This window comes from Agrobacterium sp. fls2-241-TYG-188a (genome assembly GCF_030209845.1).
Genome location: NZ_JARVRD010000001.1, coordinates 1,565,676 through 1,588,679, shown reverse-complemented (window position 1 = coordinate 1,588,679; position 23,004 = coordinate 1,565,676). Strand labels below are relative to the sequence as shown.

Sequence of the window (23,004 nt, the reverse complement as noted above, 5' to 3'; positions counted from 1 at the left end):
GTGTCACGATGAAAAAGCTCCTCAAACTTCTCGCCGTCCTCGTAGTGGTTGGAATTGCCTGCCTCGTGGCCTTCATTTTCATACCCGTTCAACGCACGGAACCACCCTCCCCACTGGCCGCAGATTTCAAGGCTGATAAGGGGCGTGGAGAATATCTCATGCGCGCCAGCGACTGCATGGCCTGCCACACCAATGAGGGCGGCACGCCCTTTGCTGGCGGTCGCGCAATTCAAAGCCCTATGGGTACGATCTGGACCACCAACATCACTCCGGACAAGGAAACCGGCATCGGCAACTATACGCTCGATGACTTCCGTGCCGTGCTCTATGATGGCGTAACACCTGATGGAACGCATCTCTACCCGGCGATGCCCTATGAGAACTACCGAAAGCTGACAGAAGAAGATGTCGTTGCGCTCTACGACTACTTCATGCACGAGGTAAAACCAGTCTCCAACAAGGTCGAACCGACGAAACTCGCATTTCCATTCAACATGCGATTCGGCCTGCGTGCCTGGAACTGGGTCGCTCTGCGGGGCGAGGCCGATTTCAAACCCAACGCAGCAGAAGACGGCATCTTCAACCGCGGTAAATATCTCGTCGAAGGTCCGGGCCACTGCGCTGCATGCCATAGCCCGCGCTCTGTACTTATGACGCAGGATGGCATTGACGAAACATCGCCAAGCTTCCTCACGGGCGGCGAAATCGACAACTATACGGCGCCTGATCTCAGAGGGCCCGACAGCGGTCCGCAAAAATGGACGGTGGAAGAAACCGCCGCCTATCTCGCAACGGCTCGCAACGCCCATTCCACCGCGACCGGTGAAATGATGCTGGTGGTGAGAGATTCCACGCAATATCTGACGACCGACGACAACAAGGCAATCGCCAGCTACCTGAAGAAGATCGGCTCTACCAAGCCATCGGAAGCAAAGAAGGCAGACGCGCCAACGGACACCGAGCAGCTGCTTTCAAGCGCCAAAGCAGACATGCCCTTGGGCCCACGGCTGTATCTCGACAATTGCGGCGGCTGTCACTTCGTCAATGGCAAGGGCGCGCCCGAGATATTCCCGGAACTCGATGGCAACTCCCTGGTCACCGCGAAATCGACCAAGGGTCTGATCAGCGTCATCTTGCATGGTGCAGAGCTACCCTCGACCGAGCAGCGTCCGATGAAGGTCAGAATGCAGGGTTACGAGGATCGTTTGTCGGATGAGGAAATAGCCGCACTTGCAACCTTCCTGCGAAACGCCTGGTCTAACAAGGCGCCTGAAGTCACCGCACAGGACGTTAGTGTCGTCAGAAACTTGGGTAAAGGGCACTGAGGAACAATTTCCATTCAGCGCCTTCCAGACGTTCAACAACAAAGCCCGCCGCAAATATTGCGGCGGGCTTAAGCTTTCTTCCAATCGCCTCGGTCCGTTTCATTCACACCGAACCATGTCTCAGTCAGGGATCGAGCCCTGCACATCTCGCGGTATTGCGGATATGCGTTTCCATTTCGATCTTCGCCAGATTTCCGTCATTGAGGCGTAGCGCATTGATGATGCGACGGTGTTCCGCGATGGAATTCTTCATGCGTTCAGGATCGGTGATGGGAATAGGCTGGCGTTGCGTCTCAGTGATGAGTTCGCGCACAGTCTGGTAGAGCGCCTGCAGCATGAGGTTGGAGCAGGCGGAAACGATGGTCGAATGAAACTGCAAATCAGCCTCAACATTGGACACGACATCCTGCTTTTCCCAGGAACGCTCCATTGTTTCGGTTGCCTGTTCCATCTCGTCCAGTTGCCTTTGCGTCAACCGTCCGGCAGCGAGCTTTGCGACCTCTCCCTCGAGAAGGGCGCGCGTCTGAAAAACGTCAAAAGCCGAGTAGCTTTGGGAATATCGCCACGGCGCCATGTTTGCGGCGGGACCGGCGGCCCGCTCTGCCGGTGAGGTAACAAAGGTGCCCCGCCCTGCCTCGGTCTTGACCATGCCGAGAGTTTCCAAGGTCAACAGGGCTTCCCTGAGCGAAGCGCGGCTGACGCCGAACCGTTCCGACAATTCGCGCTGCGACTGAATTTTCTCGCCCGGCTTCAGGACACCTGTCTGTATCAGGTTCTGGATCTCGCGAGCCACGGTCTGTGGCAGAAGCGTCTTGTTCAGCATCTCGCGCTCGTCCCTTTCGTCACTGGTTCAACATCTATTTTCAACATCACGTCTTGCCAAGGCGGAAAGTCCATGCTTGTGTGGTCTAACTGGTCCGACCAGTTAGACCACAATGTGTGATCGTGTATCAAATAACAAGGGGAACACTGATGAAACGCATAAAAGCGACGTTTATAACTGCATCGATCGCCGCAGGCATCTCTCTCATGAGCCTGCAGATTGCCAGGGCCGCCGACCTCGTGGTCGGTGCTAATATCGGCAACGTTCCATGGGAATTTCAGGACGCAACGGGCAAGGTTGTCGGCTTCGAGGTTGACCTCGTCAACGAGGTGGCCAAGCGCTTGGGCAAGTCCGTCGAATTCGTCAACACGCCGTTCAACGGCCTGTTTTCGGCGGTGCAGTCCGGTCGCATCAACATGGCCATCTCATCAATAACAATCACTCCAAAGCGACTCGAATCCGTATCATTCGCCCAGCCATATTATGACAGTGATCAGTCGCTCACGGTCACAGCGAAATCCGGCATTACAGGGTTGAGCGAGATGGCTAGCAAGGTGGTCGGTGTGGACACCGGTTCTACCGGCGACATGTGGGCAGAGAAGAGCAAAACCGAATACAAATTCTCGGACATCCGCCGCTTCGAGGGCTTGTCTCCTGCAATGCTCGATCTCGTCGCGGGCCGGATCGATGGCTACATCAGCGATATTCCTGCCCTGCTCTATTACGTCAAGGACAAGCCGGAGCTGAAAGTGGTGGCCCGTATTCCGACGGGAGAAAAATACTCCGTCATGTTCAACAAGGGTGATCCTTTGGCCGAGCAGGTTAATGGAGCGATTACCGAAATGAAGAAGGACGGTTATCTGGCCAAGTTGCACCAGACCTGGTTCGGTGCACCAGCAGAAGAGAAGACATCGACCGTAACGGTCCTGGACATGCCGAAGAACTGATAGCGCCATAGCCGCCAGCGGATAGCAACTCCGCTGGCCCAACGGAGCCTAGCGGCATGAATCTTCTCAATACCTTTTTCAACTACGATGTCTTCGTTCAGAGCCTACCACAGCTTTTGTGGGGACTTGTGGTCACGCTGCAGATAGGCATCGTCAGCATCGTCGCAGGTCTGGTCGGTGGCCTTGTTCTTGCGGTGGCACGGCTTTACGCGCCGAAGACAATCGTGGTGCTCATCCGCATCTATGTGGACGTCCTGCGATCGATACCCCTGCTCGTCCTTCTCATCGTCATCTACTACGCACTGCCCTTCGTCGGTATAAGGCTATCGCCCTTCCTTTCGGCGGTCACAGCTCTTTCACTGGTCTCGGCGGCGTACACCGCGGAAATTTTTCGTGCCGGTATCGATGCAATTCCGGTCGGTCAATTTGAAGCATCTGCTGCCTTGGGACTTTCCAACCGGCATACGATGGCAGACATCATTCTTCCACAAGCGGTGCGGATCGTAATCCCTCCGCTCACCAACAATTCCATCAACGTTCTCAAGGATACAGCCTTGGCGTCGGTTGTTGCGATGCCCGACCTGCTGAAACAGGCGACCCAGGCGCAAGCTCTGACAGCAAACCCCACGCCCTTGATCGGTGCGGCGGTGATTTACGTGTTGCTGCTGTGGCCGATGGTGGCAGTCGTGTCCCGGCTTGAAACGCGCTTCGGCGCTGGGAGGCGCAGATGACATCCCAACACAAAGGTCTTATCCGGGTCGAGAACCTGTTCAAAGCCTATGGAACCTACACGGTTCTTCATGGGATCAATCTCGACATCGCTGAAGGTGAGGTCGTTTGCATCATCGGGCCGTCAGGCTCGGGCAAATCAACGCTGATCCGCTGCATCAATCATCTGGAGCCGTTCTCTCCAGAGAGTATGATTACGGTTGATGGAATAAGGGTGCGTCCCGGCAAGGAGCTGGCCAAGGTTCGGGCCGAAGTTGGCATGGTGTTCCAGTCCTTCAACCTTTTCCCCCACATGACGGTGTTGCGAAACGTCATGTTGGCACCGATGCGTGTTCGTGGCTTGGGTGAAGCTGAAGCCGCCACGAAGGCACGAGAGCTGCTGGCCCGTGTGGGCATATCGGAGCAGGCAGACAAATTTCCTGGCCAGCTTTCCGGTGGTCAGCAGCAGCGCGTTGCCATAGCGCGCGCGCTGGCCATGGAGCCCAAGGTGCTTCTGTTTGATGAACCCACATCCGCTCTCGACCCCGAGATGGTCGGTGAAGTTCTCGATGTCATGCGGCGTTTGGCGGGCACAGGTGTGACCATGATCGTCGTTACGCATGAAATGGGCTTTGCCAAACAGGTCGCAGACCGGGTCATCTTCATGGATGGCGGAAAACTCGTTGAAATGGGCACCCCTCAGCAGATTTTCGACGACCCACAAGAAGAAAGAACGCGCAGCTTTCTGCGCGCCGTACTCAATCACTAAATCAAGTCTGTGGAGGACACCCCATGAACGACACCCCATCGCTCAATCTGGAATTCGTGCGCAGTCAGTTTCCAGGACTGGGAAGAGGTTGGAGCTTTTTTGACAATGCCGGTGGTTCGCAGATACTCCAGGGCGCAATCGACCGCATCAACAGCTTTCTGATCGAGCGGAACGTCCAGATTGGCGGATCCTACGAAGTATCCCAGAAGGCGGCGGCAGCACTTTACGAAGCCCGCACGGCCGCGATGCATCTTGTGAATGCAAACCGGCCCGAGGAAATTGTCTTTGGCAGCTCAACCACTGCGCTGCTTCAAAATCTGGCGCGCGCCATGGAAAGCCAGCTTACATCTGGCGACGAAATCATCGTCACTGTAAGCGATCACGAATCCAATATTGGCCCATGGGATCGCCTCACATCAGCCGGCGTTACGATCAAGTTCTGGCCGCTCAACAAAGACACCCTCACCCTCGACCTGGCAGACCTTGAGCCGCTGATGTCTAGCAAGACACGGCTTGTCTGTGTCACACACGTCTCCAACATTCTAGGATCGATCAATCCGATCCGTGCTATTGCAGACTTCGTCCACGCACGGGGCGCGCGGCTCTGTGTGGATGCGGTTGCCTACGCTCCTCACCGCCTTGTAGACGTTCAGGCTTTTGATGCAGACTACTATGTCTTCAGCCTCTACAAGACCTATGGCCCTCACTATGCTCTCATGTACGGCAAGTATGATCACCTGCTGGAGCTCGACACGCTTTATCACTATTTCTACGGCAAGGACAAAGTTCCTGGCAAGCTGGAGCCCGGCAACCCGAATTATGAGCTCGCCTACTCGACCTGTGGCATCGTCGACTATCTGGCGAGCCTTGGAGAACAAGCGGGCGACACGGGCAGTGTCCGCAGCCGCATCACCACTGCGTTCAAGGCGATAACCGCTCAGGAAGACGTGTTGGCCGAAAGACTTCTGTCCTATCTGCGCTCGCGAAACGACTGCCAGATCATCGGCCAAACCCACAATGTGAACAGTTCCAGAGTTCCCACGATCGCTTTTCGATTTGATGGTCGCGATGCTGGCGAGATCTGCAAAGCGATGGACGATTATAATATCGCAATGCGTTTCGGCGATTTCCACTCACGCAGGCTTGCGGAGTATCTTGGCCTCACCGATCACGGCGGAATGCTGCGGGTATCGATGGTGCATTACAATACGCTTGAAGAAGTGGACCGCTTCACGCAGGCTCTCGATAAAATTCTCACCAGTGAAACGGGTTTTGCCAGAGCAAGCTGAGAAAAGGACGGGCATCGATGCGCTTTGATACAATCATCCGGAACGGAACCGTAGCGACGGCAAGCGATACCTTCGTTTGTGATATCGGTATTCTCGACGGAAAGATCGCCTCTCTCTCCACGGGGCTTGGAGACGCAGCAGAGATCATCGACGCCACGGGCCTGTTCGTATTGCCAGGTGGAATCGACAGCCACGTCCACCTGGACCAGCCCTCTGGAGAAGGCGTCGTCATGGCTGACGACTTCGAAAGCGGGACGCGCTCTGCCGTTATCGGCGGCAACAGCACGGTGTTGACCTTCTGTATGCAGGAGAAAGGCCAGACACTTCGGGAAGCCCTCAAGGAGTATCACGCCAAAGCCGAGGGGAAATGCTATACGGATGTTGCTTTTCATCTGGTCATAACCGATCCGACTGCCGAGGTCTTGGGGCAGGAACTCCCAGCCCTCGTCGCTGCAGGCTATACGTCCTTGAAGGTCTTCATGACCTACGAAGGGCTGCGATTGCGTGACGATCAGATATTGGACACGCTGGATGCGGCGCGGCGCACCGGTGCTCTCGTCATGGTCCATTGTGAGAACGAAGATGCAATCCGCTATCTGATCGGACGTCACGAGGACGAAGGCAAGTTTGCGCCAAAATACCATGCCACCACGCGCCCGATTGCAGCGGAACGTGAAGCGACGCACCGTGCCTTGTCTCTGGCGGAAATTGTGGACGTTCCTATCGTCATCGTTCACGTTTCCAACCGTGAGGCCATGGAAGAAATCCGCAGAGCGAGAATGCGAGGCCAGAAGATCGCAGGCGAAACCTGCCCACAATATCTGATGCTGACAGCCGCAGATCTTGACCAGGACGCGCTTGAGGGCGCAAAATTTGTGTGCTCGCCGCCACCTCGCGACACACAGAGCCAGGATGCCTGCTGGGAGGGTCTGGAACAGGATGTCTTTGATCTGTTCTCGTCAGACCATTGCCCATTCCGCTATGACGACCCGCAGGGGAAACTGAACGAGAAGGGTAAAAGGAGCTTTCGCTGGATACCGAACGGTATTCCCGGCGTGGCAACCCGCCTGCCGATTCTCTTTTCCGAGGGCGTGATGAAGGGTCGCATATCGCTCAACCAGTTCGTCGCGCAGACGTCCACCAACCACGCCAAGCTATACGGGCTTTATCCGCACAAAGGAACGATCGCCGTTGGCGCAGACGCCGATATCGCTCTCTGGGATCCTGCACAGAAGGTGACAATCACCAACGACTTGCTGTCTCATGGCTCTGACTACACGCCATATGAAGGCCTTGAGGTTCAGGGCTGGCCAATACGGCTTCTGTTACGCGGAAAATCCGTCATCAATGACGGCCTGCTCGCGGATGCGAAGGCTGGCGGCCAGTACGTTTCCCGCCAAACGTCCTCTCTCGTAAACGCCCGTAAAATTGACACTGGCAAATCAGGACAAGCAGCAGAATTGTGAGTAACGGCAGGGGCGCTGCAAAAGCCGATCTATAACCCAGTGGCGCTTTAGACCCTCAATCCTTCGACACTGCCAGCTGGCGGTCGAGCATCGCGCGAACCATTTCCTCTGCTCAAACAGCTGCGCGCAAAGCATAAAAAAACCCGGGCTAGCCGGGTTTTTAATCTTCGCAGAATATGCGGATTATTCCGCGGCGTTTTCCAGTTTTGGAGCCTCGCCGCCTTCCGATCCTTCCGCAGCGGCTTCGCCCTCTTCACCCGCAGTACGACGCGGACGACGGGGACGTGGGCTTGTGCTGCGCGGACGACGTGGAGCGCGCTCGGTTGCTGCGGTGCTGCCCTGAGCTTCCTCTTCGACGGCAACTTCCTTCGGCGTACCTTCGATTACAGGCTGAGGCGCTGAACTCGCGTCGTAAACAGGAGCAGCAACTGGTGCGGGTGCGTTGGTGTTGTTGTTTCCGTTTTCGTCCTGCGCTTCACGCGGCTGGCGTTCTGGCCGGGCCGGGCGCTCACGACGGTCGCGTCGCTCATTGCGGTCCTGCCGCTCCGGGCGATCCTGACGTTCCGAACGGTCCTGCCGCTCCTGGCGTTCAGGCTGTTCGTTGCGCTGCGAACGCTGTTCTGAATGATCTTGGGCCGACGACATCGAACCGACGTTGTCGTCATTATCGTCGCCGTCAATCTCGTCACCATCGCGCTCCTGCTGGAACTCGCCGCGATCATCACGCTGGAAGCGTTCCTGCATCTGCGCCTGTGCAGTTGCGATGATACGGTTATAATGTTCCGCGTGCTGCAGATAGTTCTCGGCCATGACGCGATCGCCGGAGCTCTGGGCATCCCGTGCGAGTGTCGCGTATTTTTCGGCTATGTGCTGGGCCGTGCCACGGATCTTAACATCGGGACCGGAGCTGTCGTAGGTGCGGGTTAGCGGATTGCCGCCTTTGCGGTTGAAATTGTTATTATTATTTCCGCCACCGCCACCGCTGTTATTGTTGTTGCTACCACGCCCCCGGCCGCGCTTGTTTTGCTGTCCTGGCCTCATCAATTGCTCACCTGAATTCTGTTTTGCTGATAATTCTCGTTGTTACGATGCAATCCGGAATAACGGCTATCACGGCCAGTCTACCGAAATGCTCCCACCGCGCGCCTTGCCTTTTGGACAAAGACCTCGCGTATAATGCCCGGATGCGCAAATGCTGCATCGAGCCGCCTGCGAACAAAGTTTACTGATTCACATGCCGGGAATGCCCAGCCTTTCAGGGTTCTAAAAGAAACCCGCTTCGGGACTGATCCATACTCTGGCGAATCTAAATTCGCCCTCAGCCACCCAGCATGTTGCCGCAAACTATCCCGCTTCCTGCGGAAATCCAAGCCTTTTCTTTTGCTTTGCAAAATATCCTTGAACAAAAAGCATATAGGATTGATGCAATCTATTTGCAAAATACCAATGCCCTGTCATTGCCGCCAAAATCTTTCACAGCTTCGACGCACCGAAACCCGTTGTGCTCAAACAGGGCCGTCACAGTTAGCTTCTGATCATATCCGATTTCAAGGCCGACAAGCCCGTCATCCCCAAGGAAATCCGCTGCATTTTCGGCAATGGCTCGGTAAGGCGCCAGCCCGTCTTCGCCGCCATCCAGTGCAGCCATCGGATCAAAATCCCTGACATCACGATCCAGCGTTCTGATCACGTCTGACCGTATATAGGGCGGATTCGACACGATTATGTCAAAACGACCGGAAATTTGGTCGAACCAGTTGCTTTCCACGGTCTCAAACCGGTCAGCCAAGCCATGACGCTCCGCATTTCTTCGCGCCGTCTGAATAGCGTCGCGTGAGATATCGCTGCCGAGGCCCGTCGCGCCCGGGCATTCGTGGAGAAGCGCAAGACAGATAGCACCCGTGCCGATACCCATATCCAAAATGCGGGCCTGACCCTTGACTGCAACCAAGCGTCGGAGGTGAGGCAGCAGAGCATCGACAAGCACTTCCGTATCGGGCCGAGGTTCCAGCGTGCCGGGCGACAGGAGCAGATCAAGGCCATAGAACTCGCGGTGGCCTAGAATGCGGTGCACGGGTTCATGGCTTTCACGACGGGCAATCATGGCCTCTATCCGCGCGAATTCATCTGCGCTCACAGGCCGCTGATCATTCAGAAGGAAGTCGGTAAGCGAGAAGCCAAGCACCTCGCCGATCAACAAACGCGCATCGTTCAGTGGATCGGCCAGTTGCGCGGCGGCAAGACGCGCACGCATCGCAGCGACGAGCTCGCGAACGGTGCGCGAAGTTCCCGTCACTGCTGTTCGCCAAGCTGGGCGAGTTGGCCGGCTTGATAATCGGCGATCAAGGCATCGACCATCTCATCGATATCGCCTTCTATCATGCGGTCCAGCTTGTAAAGGGTGAGGTTTATGCGGTGATCGGTCACGCGCCCCTGCGGGAAATTATAGGTGCGGATGCGTTCAGACCTGTCGCCGGAGCCGACCTGGCTCTTGCGGTCCGCCGACCTTTCGCTGTCGACCTTCTGGCGCTCGATATCGTAAAGACGCGAACGTAACACCTGCATGGCTTTCGCCCTGTTCTGGTGCTGGGATTTTTCTGACGACGTCACGATAAGACCGGTCGGCAGGTGGGTGATACGCACCGCCGAGTCCGTGGTGTTGACGTGCTGGCCGCCAGCGCCCGAAGCGCGCATCGTATCGATGCGGATGTCTTCAGGGCGAATTTCGATATCGATCTCTTCAGCCTCTGGCAGAACAGCAACCGTTGCCGCAGAGGTGTGGATGCGCCCGCTCGCTTCGGTTTCCGGGACGCGCTGAACGCGGTGAACGCCGGATTCGAACTTCAGCTTGGAGAAAACGCCGCGTCCGGTAATGGTGGCGATGATTTCCTTGAAGCCCCCTGCTTCCCCTTCGCTGGCGGAAAGAACCTCGACCTTCCAGCCCTTGGTGCTGGCGAAGCGTTCATACATGCGAAAGAGGTTGCCAGCGAAAAGTGCAGCCTCCGAACCGCCCGTACCGGCACGGATTTCAACGATGGCGCTCTTCTCATCCGCAGCATCCTTCGGCAGAAGAAGAATCTGCATGTCTTTCTCGAGCTGCTCAATACGCTCCGACATTTCCGGAAGCTCGGCTTCGGCAAGTTCGCGCATGTCCCTGTCAGTCGACTTGTCGGCAAGAAGTGCCTCGAGATCGGCCACTTCTGCCAGCGCTTTCTCATACTCCCGAATGGTTTTGACCACCGGCTGCAATTCCGAATATTCCGACGCAAGCTTCACATAGACATCGGCGGCAGGGCCAGCCGACATGCGCGCTTCGATTTCACCGAAACGCCGCTCAAGCTCACGCATTTTCTCGACGGGAAGCTTCGCCACCTGTCACACACTCCAATTTTTCGTCATTCTCAAATAGGGATGGAATGGGTCGCTGCAAAGCGCAAAAGCAGCTGGCGCGTGCTTTCCACCGACTTGTTGTCGTCAAGTGCCGCTTCCAGCTCTTCCGAAAGCGTCGCCACATCCAGTCCCAGCAGCATGGCCTTGACCGGACCGATGGCTGTTGGCGACATGGAAATCGAGCGGAACCCAAGACCGATCAGCGCCATTGCGGAAAGCGGCTTGCTCGCCATTTCCCCACAGAGCGTGACATGGGTGTTGTTGCGTGTTCCGGCCCGGACAATATCGCGCAGGATTCGCAGGAACGGCTTGCCAAGATTATCGAAACGGTCAGAAACCCGGGCGTTGCCGCGATCCACCGCCATGGTGAACTGGAAAAGGTCGTTTGAACCTACAGAGACGAAATCGACTTCAGACATCAGCTCATCCAGCTGCCACATGAGCGACGGCACTTCCAGCATGGCGCCAAATTGCAGCTTGCGCGGCAGCGAATGGCCGAATTTCGACAGATGCTGCACTTCTTTCTGCAGAAGCTCGCGGGCGGCACGGATTTCGGCCACTTCCGTAATCATCGGCAGCATGATGCGCAGTTCGGCACCCGAGGCGGCGCGCAGCAGGGCACGCATCTGGGTCCGCATAAGACCGGGGCGGTCGAGCGACAGGCGGATGGCGCGCCAGCCAAGCGCCGGATTTTCCTCTTCCTGACCGCGCATATAGGACACGACCTTGTCACCGCCGATATCGAGCGTGCGGAAGGTGACGGGCTTGCCCTTGGCGTTGCGCAGAACGCTGCGATAAAATGCTTCCTGTTCCTCGCCCTTCGGCATGTTGGAGGCGATCATGAATTGCAGCTCAGTGCGGAACAGACCGATGCCGTCAGCGCCGGATTCGTCCAGCTGCGGCAGATCGACCAGCAGGCCGGCATTCATCTTCAGATCGACGCGCACGCCATCCTTGCTGACAGGCTCCACATCGCGAAGCGCGCGGAACTGTTCCTGACGCTTGGCGCGCAGGCGGACCTTCTCTTCATAGGCGCGCTGCAGGTCTACGACGGGGCGCAGATGCACCTGGCCGTCGTCGCCATCGATGATGATGGGATCGTTGTTTTCGGCGAGCGCGACGATGCCGACCGCCTGGCCAATGATGGGAATGCCCATGGCGCGGGCGACGATGACCACGTGGCTGGTAACCGCGCCGTCTTCCAGAACCAGCCCGCGCAGTTTCTCGCGCGGATAGTCCAACAGTTCGGCGGCACCCATTGCGCGGGCCAGAACGATGGCATCCGTCGGAAATTCCTGCTCTGGTCCGCGACCACCAAAACCGATCAGCTGACGCAGCAACCGGTTAGCAAGATCATCGAAATCATGCATCCGCTCACGCAGATAGGGATCGGTCAGGCGCATCATGCGCGCCTTGGTATCGCTCTGCACCTTCTCGACCGCAGCTTCCGCCGTCAGGCCATTTCGAATGGCCTCTTCCATGCGCCGCACCCAGCCCTGATCATGGGCAAACATGCGGTAAGTTTCCAGAACTTCACGATGCTCGCCTTCGGTCGCGACATCGCGGCGCTGAAGCATGTCGTCGATGGACAGCCGCAGCGAGCCGATCGCCTCGGCAAGCCGCGTGATTTCCATGTCGGCATCTTCATTGAGCAGATTGGTGACGACGATTCGCGGATCGTGCAGGACAACGTGACCAAGGCCGATGCCTTCGCCATAGGCATCGCCATCGATGGAAACGGCCCGTGTCAGGTCCAATTCCACGCCGGGACGGGTGATTTTCTTCAATTCACCGCTCGCCACGATTTCCGCAATAAGCATCGCGGTTGTTTCAAGCGCTTCAACTTCATCCTCCCGATAGGTCCGGCTGGTCTTGTTCTGAACGACAAGAACGCCAAGAGTGCGACCGGATCTCAAAATCGGTACACCCAGGAAGGAATGATAAATTTCTTCACCTGTTTCAGGGAGATAGCGGAATGCAGGATGCGCCTGCGCATCGGAAAGATTAAGCGGCTGGGCCGATGCGGCGATGGTGCCGACAAGACCTTGCCCCATTTTCAACTGGGCAAGGTGGACGGCGTCCTTATTCAATCCTTCGGTGGCATAAAGCTCCAGCACACTGTCCGAGCGTAGCACATAGACGGAGCAAACCTCCGCCACCATGTTGCTGGCGATCTGTCGGACAATCTGGTCGAGGCGCTCTTGTGGCTCAAGGTGCTCCGCCATCATTTCGCGAAGCCGCTTGAGAAGAACGCGTGGACCTGCGGAAAGGTCTCTCATCGCGTGTGCTCCCTGACACCTTCACATGCGGGCCACGACGGCCCGCATCAAAGGATCCCCCAAAACAAAGCCTGCACAGCAAGCCGTACGGCAGGGATGCGCAGTCAACGCAACGTCTAGGACTCAATCAATCCGAAAAGAATCGGATGACGTGTATCGACGTTACAGAATCAACTCTTATCCAGACCGTAAGCAGAATGCAAAGTACGAACTGCAAGTTCCGCGTAGGCACCGTCAATAAGAATGGAAATCTTGATTTCCGACGTCGTGATGGCTTTGATGTTGATGTTTTTTTCAGCAAGTGCCTTGAAAGCGCTGGCCGCAACGCCCGCATGGCTGCGCATGCCGATGCCGATGACCGACACCTTGGCCAGACCCGTCTCGTTCTGAACAACGTCAAAGCCGATCTGCGTCTTGTTGTCTTCCAGAACCTTGATGGCCTTTGGCATATCGCCCGAGGGCACGGTGAAGGTCATGTCGGTGCGCGAACCATCTTCAGAGATGTTCTGCACGATCATGTCGACATTGATATGGGCTTCGGCCAACGGTCCGAAAATGGCAGCAGACACGCCCGGCCGGTCTGACAAGCGGCGCAGCGAGATTTGTGCTTCATCCTTGGCATAGGCGATGCCGGTTACGACTTCCTGTTCCACGATTTCTTCCTCGTCACAAATCAAAGTACCGGGCGGATTGATAAGGTCACCCATGCCCGGCGCATCGGGATCCTCGAAACTGGAGCGTACGAAGGTGCGAACCTTGTGCACCATGGCAAGTTCGACCGAGCGAACCTGCAAGACTTTTGCGCCAAGAGACGCCATTTCCAGCATTTCTTCGAAGGCCACCTTCTTCAGGCGGCGCGCCTTCGGCACGATGCGCGGGTCGGTCGTATAGACGCCATCGACATCGGTATAGATATCGCAACGGTCTGCCTTGACGGCAGCAGCGATGGCAACAGCCGACGTATCGGAACCACCACGACCCAGCGTCGCGATGCGGTTGTCCGGGCCCAAGCCCTGGAAACCGGCAACAACGGCAACCTGGCCTTCACCCATGCGGCGAATGATATCGGAGCCATCAATATCCAGAATGCGGGCGGCGCCATGGGCGTTATCGGTGCGGATCGGGATCTGCCAGCCCTGCCAGGAACGGGCATTGATGCCCATGGACTGCAAGGCAATGGCCAGAAGACCCGAGGTCACCTGTTCGCCGGATGCGACGATGGCGTCATATTCGCGCGCATCGTAAAAGGAGGTCTCCTTGGAACCGGCAACCTTCGGCGTGTTCTGAACCCAGTCCACCAGCTCGTTGGTTTTGCCAGACATGGCGGAAACGACGACGGCCACTTCATGGCCAGCATCCACCTCGCGTTTCACATGCCGTGCGACATTATGAATGCGTTCGAGATTTGCGACGGACGTGCCGCCGAATTTCATGACAATGCGAGCCATAGTTGACCAGTACCATCCCAATTTGCCACCGGACGCGGTGGGCAAGAGCACAACCCAGTCGGCCTCCCCTGAAGGAAAAGGCCTCAAGTTGCGGGTCTCATAGCGAAAAGGCATGGTCCACGCAATGCCGTTTATGGACCGCACGGTACGCCTTGAAGGCGAAGCCGAACCCCACACGCGTGTTCCAATGCGACAAGCGTACCGCTGTGGTCTGTACAAACCTCGCCATTTCCAGTATGAGCGCGTCAATTCAACTGGCTGAATGGCCGAAATGGCCCGTGTCGGCTGCTTTATAACCCTTATGATCTAATGGTTTCAAGCGGATGCAGGCAGCCCAATATCCGAAAGACGGTATATGACAGAAACCCAGGGTATCGCCCCGGCGATTGCACAGGCGTTGGAAAAACGCGGCTATAAAGATTTGACACCTGTTCAGAAGGCGATGCTTGCGCCTGAGCTGGATGGACAGGACGCGCTGGTTTCCGCCCAGACGGGCTCTGGCAAGACCGTTGCCTTCGGCATCGCCATTGCGCCGACGCTGTTGCAGAAGAACGGCCGCTTCGGCCCCGCAGGCGCCCCGTTGGGTATCGCCATTGCTCCGACGCGCGAACTTGCAATGCAGGTGAAGCGCGAGCTGGAATGGCTTTACGAATTCACCGGTGTCTCCATTGCTTCCTGTGTTGGCGGCATGGACATCCGCGCCGAACGCCGCACGCTGGAACGCGGTGCCCACATCATCGTCGGCACACCCGGCCGCCTTTGCGACCACATCAAGCGTAAGGCGCTGGACCTTTCGTCCATTCGCGCCGTGGTGCTGGATGAGGCCGACGAAATGCTCGACCTCGGTTTCCGCGAAGATCTGGAATTCATTCTGGAAGAATCGCCAGCGGAGCGCCGCACGCTGATGTTCTCGGCAACCGTTTCGCGCAGCATTGCCAAGCTTGCCGAAAGCTACCAGAAGAATGCCGTGCGCGTTGCAACGACATCCGAGCAGAAGCAGCACGTCGATATCGAATACCGCGCCATGGTGGTTTCGCCATCCGACCGCGAGAACGCCATCATCAATGCGCTGCGCTTTTATGAAGCCCGCAATGCCATTGTGTTCTGCTCCACCCGCGCCGCCGTCAACCATCTGACAGCACGCCTGAACAATCGCGGCTTCTCCGTCGTGGCACTGTCTGGCGAGTTGAGCCAGAACGAGCGTACGCACGCGCTGCAGGCCATGCGCGATGGCCGCGCCCGGGTCTGCGTGGCGACGGACGTTGCTGCACGTGGTATCGACCTGCCGGGGCTGGAACTGGTTATTCACGCCGATCTGCCGACCAATTCCGAAACATTGCTGCACCGCTCGGGCCGTACCGGCCGCGCGGGCCAGAAGGGCGTCAGCGCGATCGTTGTGCCAATGAGCCAGCGCCGCAAGGCCGAGCGCCTGCTGGAAGGCGCGAAGGTCAGTCCCGCCTGGGTGCGTCCGCCATCTGCCGAAGAGATCATCGAACGCGATGGCGAGCGGCTTCTGGCCGATGCGTCCCTGCAGGAAAACGTCAATGACGACGAGCGCGATTTCGTTACCAAGCTGCTGGAACAGCATGGTGCCGAGAAGGTCGCCGCTGCTTTCGTGCGCCTCTATCATTCCGGTCGCTCTGCACCGGAAGATATTGCCGAGGTTTCGCTGGATGGCCGCAAGCCACGTCGCGACAGCTTCGAACACGTGGAAAACAACGAACCGCGTCGCGACCGTTCCGACTTTTCCGACAGCGGCTGGTTTACACTGTCTGTGGGTCGCAAGCAGAATGCCGAACCACGCTGGCTTATTCCCATGCTCTGCCGCTTCGGCAAGCTGACACGCCAGGACATCGGCGCGATCCGCATGCAGCAGACCGAGACCTATGTGGAACTGGCCGCAGATGCGGTGGACCGTTTCACTTCGGCGCTTGGCAAGGACATGATGCTGGAAAAGGGCATTCGCGTGAAGGCCATGGACGGCAAGCCCGACATGACCGGCGCCAACCGTGAGGACACGCGCCCACCGAGAGCGCAGAAGAAATTCGTCAAGTCCGACAATGCTGGCGGTCGTCCCGGCGATGACAAGCCCTGGAAGAAGAAGGCCAAGCCTGCCGGAGACCATTCGAGCGGCGGCAAGCCAGCAAAATTCGAAGGCAAAAAAGACAAGCCTTTTGAAAAACGCGGGCCGAAGAAGCAGGATCGCACCTAACGAAAAACCCGGCGGATATCTCCGCCGGGTTTTTTCATGTCATGCAGCCTTGTTGGGCTTATCGCGGTGGGCAACCGGGCGAGCCGACGATGCAGCCGAACACCTGATTTTCCTGTGGCGGTCTTGGTGGCAGATTGCCATCGGGACGCGGTCTGCCACTGCCATCCGGGCGGGGGCGGTTGAAATCGCTGCGATTGGGATCGCGATCCCTGTCGCGCTGTCTGTCACGCTCAAGGTCGCGGACGGAGTTGCGGTCGCGGGAGTCGTTGTTCCACTGCGGACGGTCATTGTCGTTGTCACGCAGGGAAGGACGACGCCGATCATCCTGATTCCAGTCGCCATAGCGCTCTTCCCAACGGCCATCATTCGGGCCGCGGCCACGCGGGTCATCGCCACGCTGATCGCGCCATTCATCGCGAGGTGGACGGGGGCGATCATAACCACCGCGGGGCGGCGGCGCATTCCAGTATCCACCACCGGCCGGACGGCGCCAGCGGTCACGCTCACGATAGAAATCGCGGTCACGGTAGTAACGGTCCCAGTAGCGGCCGGCTTCGAATGTGATGATCGGCACGCCGAGATCACGGTAGTAGCGCGGCTCCACATAGACACGGTTCTGGCGATAGATGGCCTGGACGTAACGGCCAGCAACCCAGCCGCGACCATAGCTGAACGATACATCGCACCACGGCGTGTCGGACAGGCAGCCATGGATGGTCAGCGGTTCGCCGTTGGGAATGACAACCACGGCGGGATAGGCCGTGCTGGGGCCAGACCGCATATTGACATTGGCCGTGGCGAAACCCTGCGTCGCCGCTTCAGCCATGGCCGGGGCTGCAACAAGCGCAAGCAGCGCAAGGGCACCAAACAGTTTCTTCTTCACTTCATTCTCCCTCAAGCACAGGCTTGACCGCCGACATCGGCTTTCAACGCTGCAGAAAATACGCCCTTGATGATGAACGCAGCATGAAACGAAAAGCCCCTGATTTCAGTTCCTTGCGACAGGAAGGCGCAGCTCTGCTGGCTGTGATGATGGCGGCCGCCCCTTGACTTCACAGGTCAATCATCCGACTTCAGGGACAGGACAGAATGGAGCATCACCATGAGCGAGAGCGCAAAGACGACCGTCGACCAGAGCGAAGTGGACCGCTTCTCCGCCATGGCTGCGGAGTGGTGGAGCCCCACCGGCAAGTTCCGCCCGCTGCACAAGTTCAATCCCGTTCGGTTGGATTATATCCGCAACCGCGTCTGCGCCAATTTTGGCCGCGACCCGAAGGGCCACCGCCCGCTGGAAGGTCTGCGGGTTCTGGATATCGGCTGCGGCGGCGGTCTGCTGTCCGAGCCTGTGGCGCGCATGGGTGCCGATGTGGTGGGGGCCGACCCTTCTGAAAAGAACATCGGCATCGCCTCGACACACGCGCGCGAAAACAATGTGCCTGTGGATTATCGGGCCGTGACCGCCGAGCAGCTGCAACAGGCTGGCGAGACCTTCGATGTCATTCTCAACATGGAAGTGGTGGAACACGTGGCCGACGTCGACCTGTTTGTGGCGACCTGCGCAAAGATGGTGCGACCCGGCGGGCTGATGTTTGCCGCCACCATAAACCGCACGCTGAAAGCCCGCGCGCTTGCGATTTTCGCTGCTGAGAACGTGCTGCGCTGGCTGCCGCGCGGCACCCACCAATATGAAAAGCTGGTGCGCCCTGACGAACTGGAAAAGCCGATGCTTGCAGATGGAATGGAGATCATCCATCGCACGGGCGTTTTCTACAATCTCCTTCAGGACCGCTGGAACCTCTCCCCGGACATGGAGGTGAACTACATGGTGCTGGCCAAACGCCCGGCCTAAGCGCCACCGGGCGATACCTCAGTTGACGTCATCCTGCAGCACCGGAAGGGGTGCGACCTCGATACCCTCCTCAATCAGCGCCCGGGCTTCCTGCGCGCTTGCCTGGCCTATGATGCCACGCTCTTCCGCTTCGCCATAATGGATCTTCCTGGCTTCTTCCGGGAATTTGTCGCCGACATCCTCGGCATTGGCACGGATGGTGGCGAGCGTTTCCCTGATCTTCGCGAAAGCCTGCTTCTGGGCCGTATCGAGTGCCAGCGTGCGCGTGGCCTCCTTTTCGCGCGCGGTTGAGACCGAGGGCGCCATCAGCATTTTGGAAACCTGTGCCGAGCCGCAAACCGGGCAGCCGATCAGGCCGCGCTGATGCTGGTCGTCGAAATCGGCGCTACCGGAAAACCAGCCCTCGAACTCATGGGCTTTTTCGCAACGGAGCGAATAGCGGATCACTGCTGGCGGCCTCCCGCAGCAGCCGCGTTCCTGACCGTTTCGAGATTGAAATCGCGGGCGTTTTTCAAATTGGGAATCTTGCTGCGGGCCGCAGTGACCGCGGAAGGATCGATATCGGCAAAGACGATTTCCTCGCCCTCACCGCCTGCGACCGCCAGAACGTTACCCCAGGGATCGACGATCATGGAGTGACCAAAGGTCTCGCGACCATCTTCATGGGTGCCGGCCTGCGCCGCGGCAATCAGAAACGCCCCGTTCTCGATTGCGCGGGCGCGCAAAAGGACTTCCCAATGCGCCTCGCCCGTCTGGCGGGTAAAGGCGGCGGGAACCGTAAGGATTTCAGCGCCTGCCACAGCTTCGGTCCGAAACAGCGACGGAAAACGCACGTCGTAGCAAATGGCAAAGCCGAATGTCGCCAGAGGCAGTTCCGCGACACGCGCCTGCGTGCCGGGTTCATAGGCCGAGCTTTCGCGCCAGCTTTCACCATTGTCCAAGTCGACGTCGAACATGTGAATCTTGTCATAGGTGCAGATACGCTCGCCATCGGGCGCAAACAGGAAACCGCGATTGGCGATCTTGCCATCCGGGCGGGCGATGGCGGTGGAGCCAACATGGACGTAAATGCCAAGCTCGCGCGCAAGCTTTGCAGCCGTCAGCACCACGATGTCGCCTTTTTCATCCTTGAGGACCGCTTTTAGCGCGGCGCGATCCTTCTGGATCGCACCCGTCATTTCCGGCGTCTGAACATAGACCGCGCCCTGGCTGACTGCCTCGCGAATGAGCCGTTCCATGGTCTCGGCATTGGTTTTCGGATCGGTGCCCGAGCACATCTGGATTGCGGCGGCCTTGAAGCTCATCTTTGCGTTCCCTTATGTCGTCGTCTTGTCGATGTCAGTTGGCCAGAAGCGCGTCCAGCTGGCCGTCGCGATCCAGCGCGTGCAGATCGTCACAGCCGCCGACATGCTGCGTGCCGATGAAGATCTGAGGGAATGTGTTGCGATTGGATTTATCCATCATTTCCTTACGGTAATCAGGATGTGCCGTGGCATTATATTCGGTAAACTCGACGCCCTTGCTCTCCAGAAGAGCCTTGGCACGGGCGCAATAGCCGCAGAAATCCCGTGTGTAGATCGTAACGGATGCCATCAGTCATATCCCTTGCATTATGGGCCTGTGGGCCCGTTTCCCTGCCGTGTCATATAGGCCCGGAAATCGCCATTGCAAAGGTCAAAACAGTGACATCTGCGGCGCCGGCCTTCTTCAAACGACGCGCCGCAGCCGACACCGTCGCACCTGTGGTGTAAACGTCATCGACAAGCACGATGCGCTTTCCCGTGATGTCCCCTTCCCGCCCTGACGCGATGCCAAAGGCCCCGCGCACGTTCTCCTTGCGGGCGCGGGCCGACAGTCCTACCTGCCTGCTGGTGGGCTTGATTCTGACCAGGGTGGACGCCAGCAACGGCCTTGAGGACAGCGCCGACAGGTGACGGGCCAACTCCGCTGACTGGTTGAAACGGCGTGCCAGAAACCGGCGGCGATGTAGCGGCACCGGAATGATATAATCACACGCCTTTACCGCCCCATCGCCCGCCCGCAGCATCCATGATGCCATCAACCGGGCAAGATCGGTTCGGTCGAGATATTTCAGCTGATGCACCAGCCTGCGGGCCGCACCTTCATGAATGGTCGCCGCCCGCAGACGCTCGAAGGGCGGCGGCTCGGCAATAGCTTGCGCACTCAGGACAGCAGGACCATGATCACGGGCAAAGGGAATGCCGAGCACCTCGCAATAGGGCCGCTCGATGAAATGAACGCCTGCCCAGCACGACACGCAAAACGCGCCGCCCTTTTGTGTCTGTCGGCCGCAGCCAACGCAGGACGGCGGATAGACAATATCCGCAACGGCGCGCGCGATACCGCCCAGCACCGAGGCGCAAACACCTCTCGAAAACAGCTTTTCCCCGTAGCCCATGGAGTTGACAATAGGCGCGAACGGGTGCCTTTGCGACTGCAAAGTTTGGATGGATGATGCCATGGACATAGTTTTCGACCCTCGTCTGATTGCCGCCAACCGCAAGCGCGCTTTGCACCTTGGCGACAACAAGGCCCTGTTCCTGCTGGACATTGCCGCGGAGGAGTTGGCAGACCGGATTGCCATTGTCGAGCGCCACTTCGAAACGGCGGTGGAGTTGCACGGCGCAACGGGTGTAACGGCGCAGCGCCTGTTGCAGACCGGTAAAGTCGACGCCGTGACAAGGGTGGAGACCGACGCCGAATTTGCAGGCGATGGCGAGGCCATCGAGGTTGCGCCGCTTGAGGACGTGCCGCTGCCACCGGCGTCGGCAAACCTCATCGTATCACCGCTATCCCTGCACCTGACCAATGACACGCCCGGTACGCTGATCCAGATCCGCCGTGCATTGAAGCCCGACGGCCTGTTTCTGGCCGCCATACCGGGAAGCGGAACGCTGCAGGAGCTTCGCGATGTTCTGTTAACGACCGAGGCGGAACTGACGGGTGGCGCAAGCCCCCGCGTCGTGCCCTTTGCCGATGTGCGCGATGTGGGTGCGCTTTTGCAACGGGCGGGCTTTGCCCTGCCGGTCACCGATACGGAAACCTATACGGTGCGATATGACTCGATTTTACCCCTGATGCGGGACCTGCGTGCCATGGGCATGGCGAACCCGCTGACTGGACGCAGCCGCAGACCGCTGAACAGGCGCTTTCTGATGCGCGCAGCGGAACTCTACGCGGAACGATACAGTGATGCCGATGGCCGCATCCGTGCCACTTTCTCGATCATATATGTTTCCGGCTGGGCACCGCATGAAAGCCAGCAGAAACCGCTCAAACCCGGTTCGGCGAAACATCGTCTGGCGGACGCCTTGAAGACAGCAGAGATCAAGCTGCCGCCGGGCGGAAAGTGACGGTCAAGAGGATTATCAGGAGCTAGCGTTGGTGAAAGTCGTCGCCACCAGATCGAACATGGCCAGAATGCTGTCGCGAATGCTTTCCATTCCCACGATAACGGCCACCGAAATGATGGCAATGATCAAACCATATTCGATTGCGGTTGCCCCTGTTCGATCATTGCGGAGCGCGATCAATTTCTGCACACCTAAGCCCGCCATCCCCGAAATTCCCTTGATCCTGTGCGCAGGACGCGCCGCAGTTAATGCAGATTGCAGCCTACAGCAACAAAGTATGCAAAGCGTTACACGGCGAACCGCCGGAGTGCCACGCGCACGAAATGCGTCCATACCGTGTAGTGCAGCACGCCGAGACGATACCGCTGCGGCTTGCAGCAAGATTTTGCATTCATTTTTTAGGCAATACGCATTGATCTTGCTGCATAATACTGCAGTAATATCCGCATCCGCGCCCGGAAAACGGCCTGCCGTGCTTTTGCGTGGAGCCTTTCAACAACCAGACGGTTATTCCACGGCCTGCAAAAAGTTTGAACGATGAGCACGATGAACCAGCTTGAAATCAATGGTCCGCTTCAGGATTTCTTCCAAAAATCCACTATTGCGCTGGCAATGTCCTTTGCCGACGCAGACAACCGCCTCGCACTGGTCAATGACCCCTTCTGCAAGCTGACTGGATATGACAGCAGCGACGTGCTGGGCAAGAATTGCAGGTTTTTGCAAACGAGCCCGTCTGGAAAAAAAGCACCTAACGATGAGGCCCGTGCCAAGATCCACGACTTTTTGCGCGCCGACGGCCCGGCAACCGTAAGAACACCGATCGTCAACTTCAAGAAGGATGGCAAGCCCTTCGTCAACCTGCTGTTCATGTCAAAACTGACCGGAGGATCCGGCGTGGTCAGGTATATCCTCGCCTCGCAATTCGACATCAGCCGTGCCCATCCAAATCTGCTGCAGGACTACGAGTCCGAGCTTGGAAGCGCGCTGACTCGGATAAAGCCACTTCTTGACGACCACAACATCATGATCGAAGGCACGCTTGCGACGATCGCCAATTCGACGACGACCATCGCCCAAGCAAAACTGACATTGGCGGAACTGGAACAGAACTCTCCGTATTGACAG

Annotated in this window: 22 protein-coding genes; 10 read left to right on the top strand and 12 right to left on the bottom strand. The window is 57.9% G+C overall.

Features of this window, described 5'->3' with window-relative positions; all coding sequences use genetic code 11:
- The first annotated feature begins 8 nt into the window (after positions 1-8).
- Entirely contained in the window at positions 9-1,325 is a 1,317-nt protein-coding gene (locus QRN85_RS06820; protein ID WP_113221264.1) for a c-type cytochrome, read from the top strand.
- A gap of 124 nt (positions 1,326-1,449) precedes the next feature.
- Here QRN85_RS06820 and QRN85_RS06815 read toward each other — a convergent pair whose 3' ends face one another.
- Positions 1,450-2,148, bottom strand: a complete 699-nt coding sequence (locus QRN85_RS06815; protein ID WP_062588891.1) for a FadR/GntR family transcriptional regulator — start codon at positions 2,146-2,148, stop codon at positions 1,450-1,452.
- A 206-nt stretch (positions 2,149-2,354) separates the two neighbouring features.
- Between QRN85_RS06815 and QRN85_RS06810 the strand changes: the two genes are divergently transcribed.
- Genes QRN85_RS06810 through hydA form a run of 5 tightly spaced genes read left to right on the top strand, consistent with a single transcriptional unit; the run spans position 2,355 to position 7,327 of the window.
- Positions 2,355-3,095 carry a transporter substrate-binding domain-containing protein gene (locus QRN85_RS06810; RefSeq protein WP_113094314.1) on the top strand — a complete coding sequence of 247 codons (741 nt, stop codon included), beginning with the start codon at positions 2,355-2,357 and terminating at the stop codon, positions 3,093-3,095.
- Between the two features lie 56 nt (positions 3,096-3,151).
- Positions 3,152-3,826 carry an amino acid ABC transporter permease gene (locus QRN85_RS06805; RefSeq protein ID WP_112963178.1) on the top strand — a complete coding sequence of 225 codons (675 nt, stop codon included), beginning with the start codon at positions 3,152-3,154 and terminating at the stop codon, positions 3,824-3,826.
- Positions 3,823-4,572 (top strand): amino acid ABC transporter ATP-binding protein, encoded by a 750-nt coding sequence (locus tag QRN85_RS06800; protein ID WP_113221266.1) that lies wholly within the window; start codon positions 3,823-3,825, stop codon positions 4,570-4,572. The genes QRN85_RS06805 and QRN85_RS06800 overlap by 4 nt, the downstream gene beginning before the upstream one ends.
- Before the next feature lie 23 nt (positions 4,573-4,595).
- A complete protein-coding gene (locus QRN85_RS06795) occupies positions 4,596-5,861 on the top strand; it encodes a cysteine desulfurase-like protein (protein ID WP_113221267.1) in 1,266 nt (421 codons plus the stop codon).
- 17 nt (positions 5,862-5,878) lie between these two features.
- Complete coding sequence (gene hydA, locus QRN85_RS06790; protein ID WP_113221268.1) at positions 5,879-7,327, top strand: dihydropyrimidinase; 1,449 nt, start codon at positions 5,879-5,881, stop codon at positions 7,325-7,327.
- Positions 7,328-7,510: 183 nt separating this feature from the next.
- Here hydA and QRN85_RS06785 read toward each other — a convergent pair whose 3' ends face one another.
- The 5 genes from QRN85_RS06785 to QRN85_RS06765 form a co-directional block, all read right to left on the bottom strand.
- Complete coding sequence (locus QRN85_RS06785) at positions 7,511-8,368, bottom strand: DUF4167 domain-containing protein (RefSeq protein WP_113219718.1); 858 nt, start codon at positions 8,366-8,368, stop codon at positions 7,511-7,513.
- 388 nt (positions 8,369-8,756) lie between these two features.
- On the bottom strand, positions 8,757-9,581 hold the full coding sequence (prmC, locus tag QRN85_RS06780; protein ID WP_502870750.1) for a peptide chain release factor N(5)-glutamine methyltransferase: 825 nt from the start codon (positions 9,579-9,581) through the stop codon (positions 8,757-8,759).
- Between the two features lie 38 nt (positions 9,582-9,619).
- Complete coding sequence (gene prfA / locus QRN85_RS06775) at positions 9,620-10,699, bottom strand: peptide chain release factor 1 (RefSeq protein WP_284756689.1); 1,080 nt, start codon at positions 10,697-10,699, stop codon at positions 9,620-9,622.
- Between the two features lie 29 nt (positions 10,700-10,728).
- A complete protein-coding gene (gene ptsP / locus QRN85_RS06770) occupies positions 10,729-12,996 on the bottom strand; it encodes a phosphoenolpyruvate--protein phosphotransferase (protein WP_062588906.1) in 2,268 nt (755 codons plus the stop codon).
- 170 nt (positions 12,997-13,166) lie between these two features.
- The gene (locus tag QRN85_RS06765) at positions 13,167-14,444 is read right to left on the bottom strand and encodes an aspartate kinase (protein ID WP_062588909.1); all 1,278 of its coding nucleotides are present in this window, start codon (positions 14,442-14,444) and stop codon (positions 13,167-13,169) included.
- Positions 14,445-14,799: 355 nt separating this feature from the next.
- Here QRN85_RS06765 and QRN85_RS06760 point away from each other — a divergent pair, with 355 nt between their 5' ends.
- On the top strand, positions 14,800-16,656 hold the full coding sequence (locus QRN85_RS06760) for a DEAD/DEAH box helicase (protein WP_112963171.1): 1,857 nt from the start codon (positions 14,800-14,802) through the stop codon (positions 16,654-16,656).
- Between the two features lie 58 nt (positions 16,657-16,714).
- Here the strand turns inward: QRN85_RS06760 and QRN85_RS06755 are convergent, their stop codons facing one another.
- Positions 16,715-17,539: an SH3 domain-containing protein gene (locus QRN85_RS06755; RefSeq protein ID WP_162739324.1), complete on the bottom strand. Its 825-nt coding sequence runs from the start codon at positions 17,537-17,539 to the stop codon at positions 16,715-16,717.
- Between the two features lie 219 nt (positions 17,540-17,758).
- Here QRN85_RS06755 and ubiG point away from each other — a divergent pair, with 219 nt between their 5' ends.
- Entirely contained in the window at positions 17,759-18,505 is a 747-nt protein-coding gene (ubiG, locus tag QRN85_RS06750) for a bifunctional 2-polyprenyl-6-hydroxyphenol methylase/3-demethylubiquinol 3-O-methyltransferase UbiG (RefSeq protein WP_113219714.1), read from the top strand.
- Between the two features lie 18 nt (positions 18,506-18,523).
- On the opposite strand, the gene QRN85_RS06745 is transcribed toward ubiG, so the two are convergent.
- From QRN85_RS06745 to QRN85_RS06730, 4 genes are read right to left on the bottom strand one after another with little or no spacing between them, the layout of a single operon-like run.
- Positions 18,524-18,952, bottom strand: coding sequence for a DUF1178 family protein (locus QRN85_RS06745; protein WP_284756694.1), 429 nt, complete (start codon positions 18,950-18,952; stop codon positions 18,524-18,526).
- Positions 18,949-19,809 (bottom strand): carbon-nitrogen hydrolase family protein, encoded by an 861-nt coding sequence (locus QRN85_RS06740; protein WP_113221272.1) that lies wholly within the window; start codon positions 19,807-19,809, stop codon positions 18,949-18,951. Before QRN85_RS06740 ends, QRN85_RS06745 begins: the two co-directional genes overlap by 4 nt.
- A gap of 34 nt (positions 19,810-19,843) precedes the next feature.
- Complete coding sequence (gene grxC, locus QRN85_RS06735; protein WP_062588920.1) at positions 19,844-20,098, bottom strand: glutaredoxin 3; 255 nt, start codon at positions 20,096-20,098, stop codon at positions 19,844-19,846.
- A 49-nt stretch (positions 20,099-20,147) separates the two neighbouring features.
- Entirely contained in the window at positions 20,148-20,924 is a 777-nt protein-coding gene (locus tag QRN85_RS06730) for a ComF family protein (RefSeq protein ID WP_284757234.1), read from the bottom strand.
- Between the two features lie 61 nt (positions 20,925-20,985).
- Here QRN85_RS06730 and QRN85_RS06725 point away from each other — a divergent pair, with 61 nt between their 5' ends.
- Positions 20,986-21,879, top strand: coding sequence for a methyltransferase domain-containing protein (locus QRN85_RS06725; RefSeq protein WP_113094312.1), 894 nt, complete (start codon positions 20,986-20,988; stop codon positions 21,877-21,879).
- A 15-nt stretch (positions 21,880-21,894) separates the two neighbouring features.
- Here QRN85_RS06725 and QRN85_RS06720 read toward each other — a convergent pair whose 3' ends face one another.
- A complete protein-coding gene (locus QRN85_RS06720; RefSeq protein WP_113094295.1) occupies positions 21,895-22,083 on the bottom strand; it encodes a Flp family type IVb pilin in 189 nt (62 codons plus the stop codon).
- 333 nt (positions 22,084-22,416) lie between these two features.
- Here QRN85_RS06720 and QRN85_RS06715 point away from each other — a divergent pair, with 333 nt between their 5' ends.
- The gene (locus QRN85_RS06715; protein ID WP_244475491.1) at positions 22,417-23,001 is read left to right on the top strand and encodes a PAS domain-containing protein; all 585 of its coding nucleotides are present in this window, start codon (positions 22,417-22,419) and stop codon (positions 22,999-23,001) included.
- Positions 23,002-23,004 lie beyond the last annotated feature (3 nt).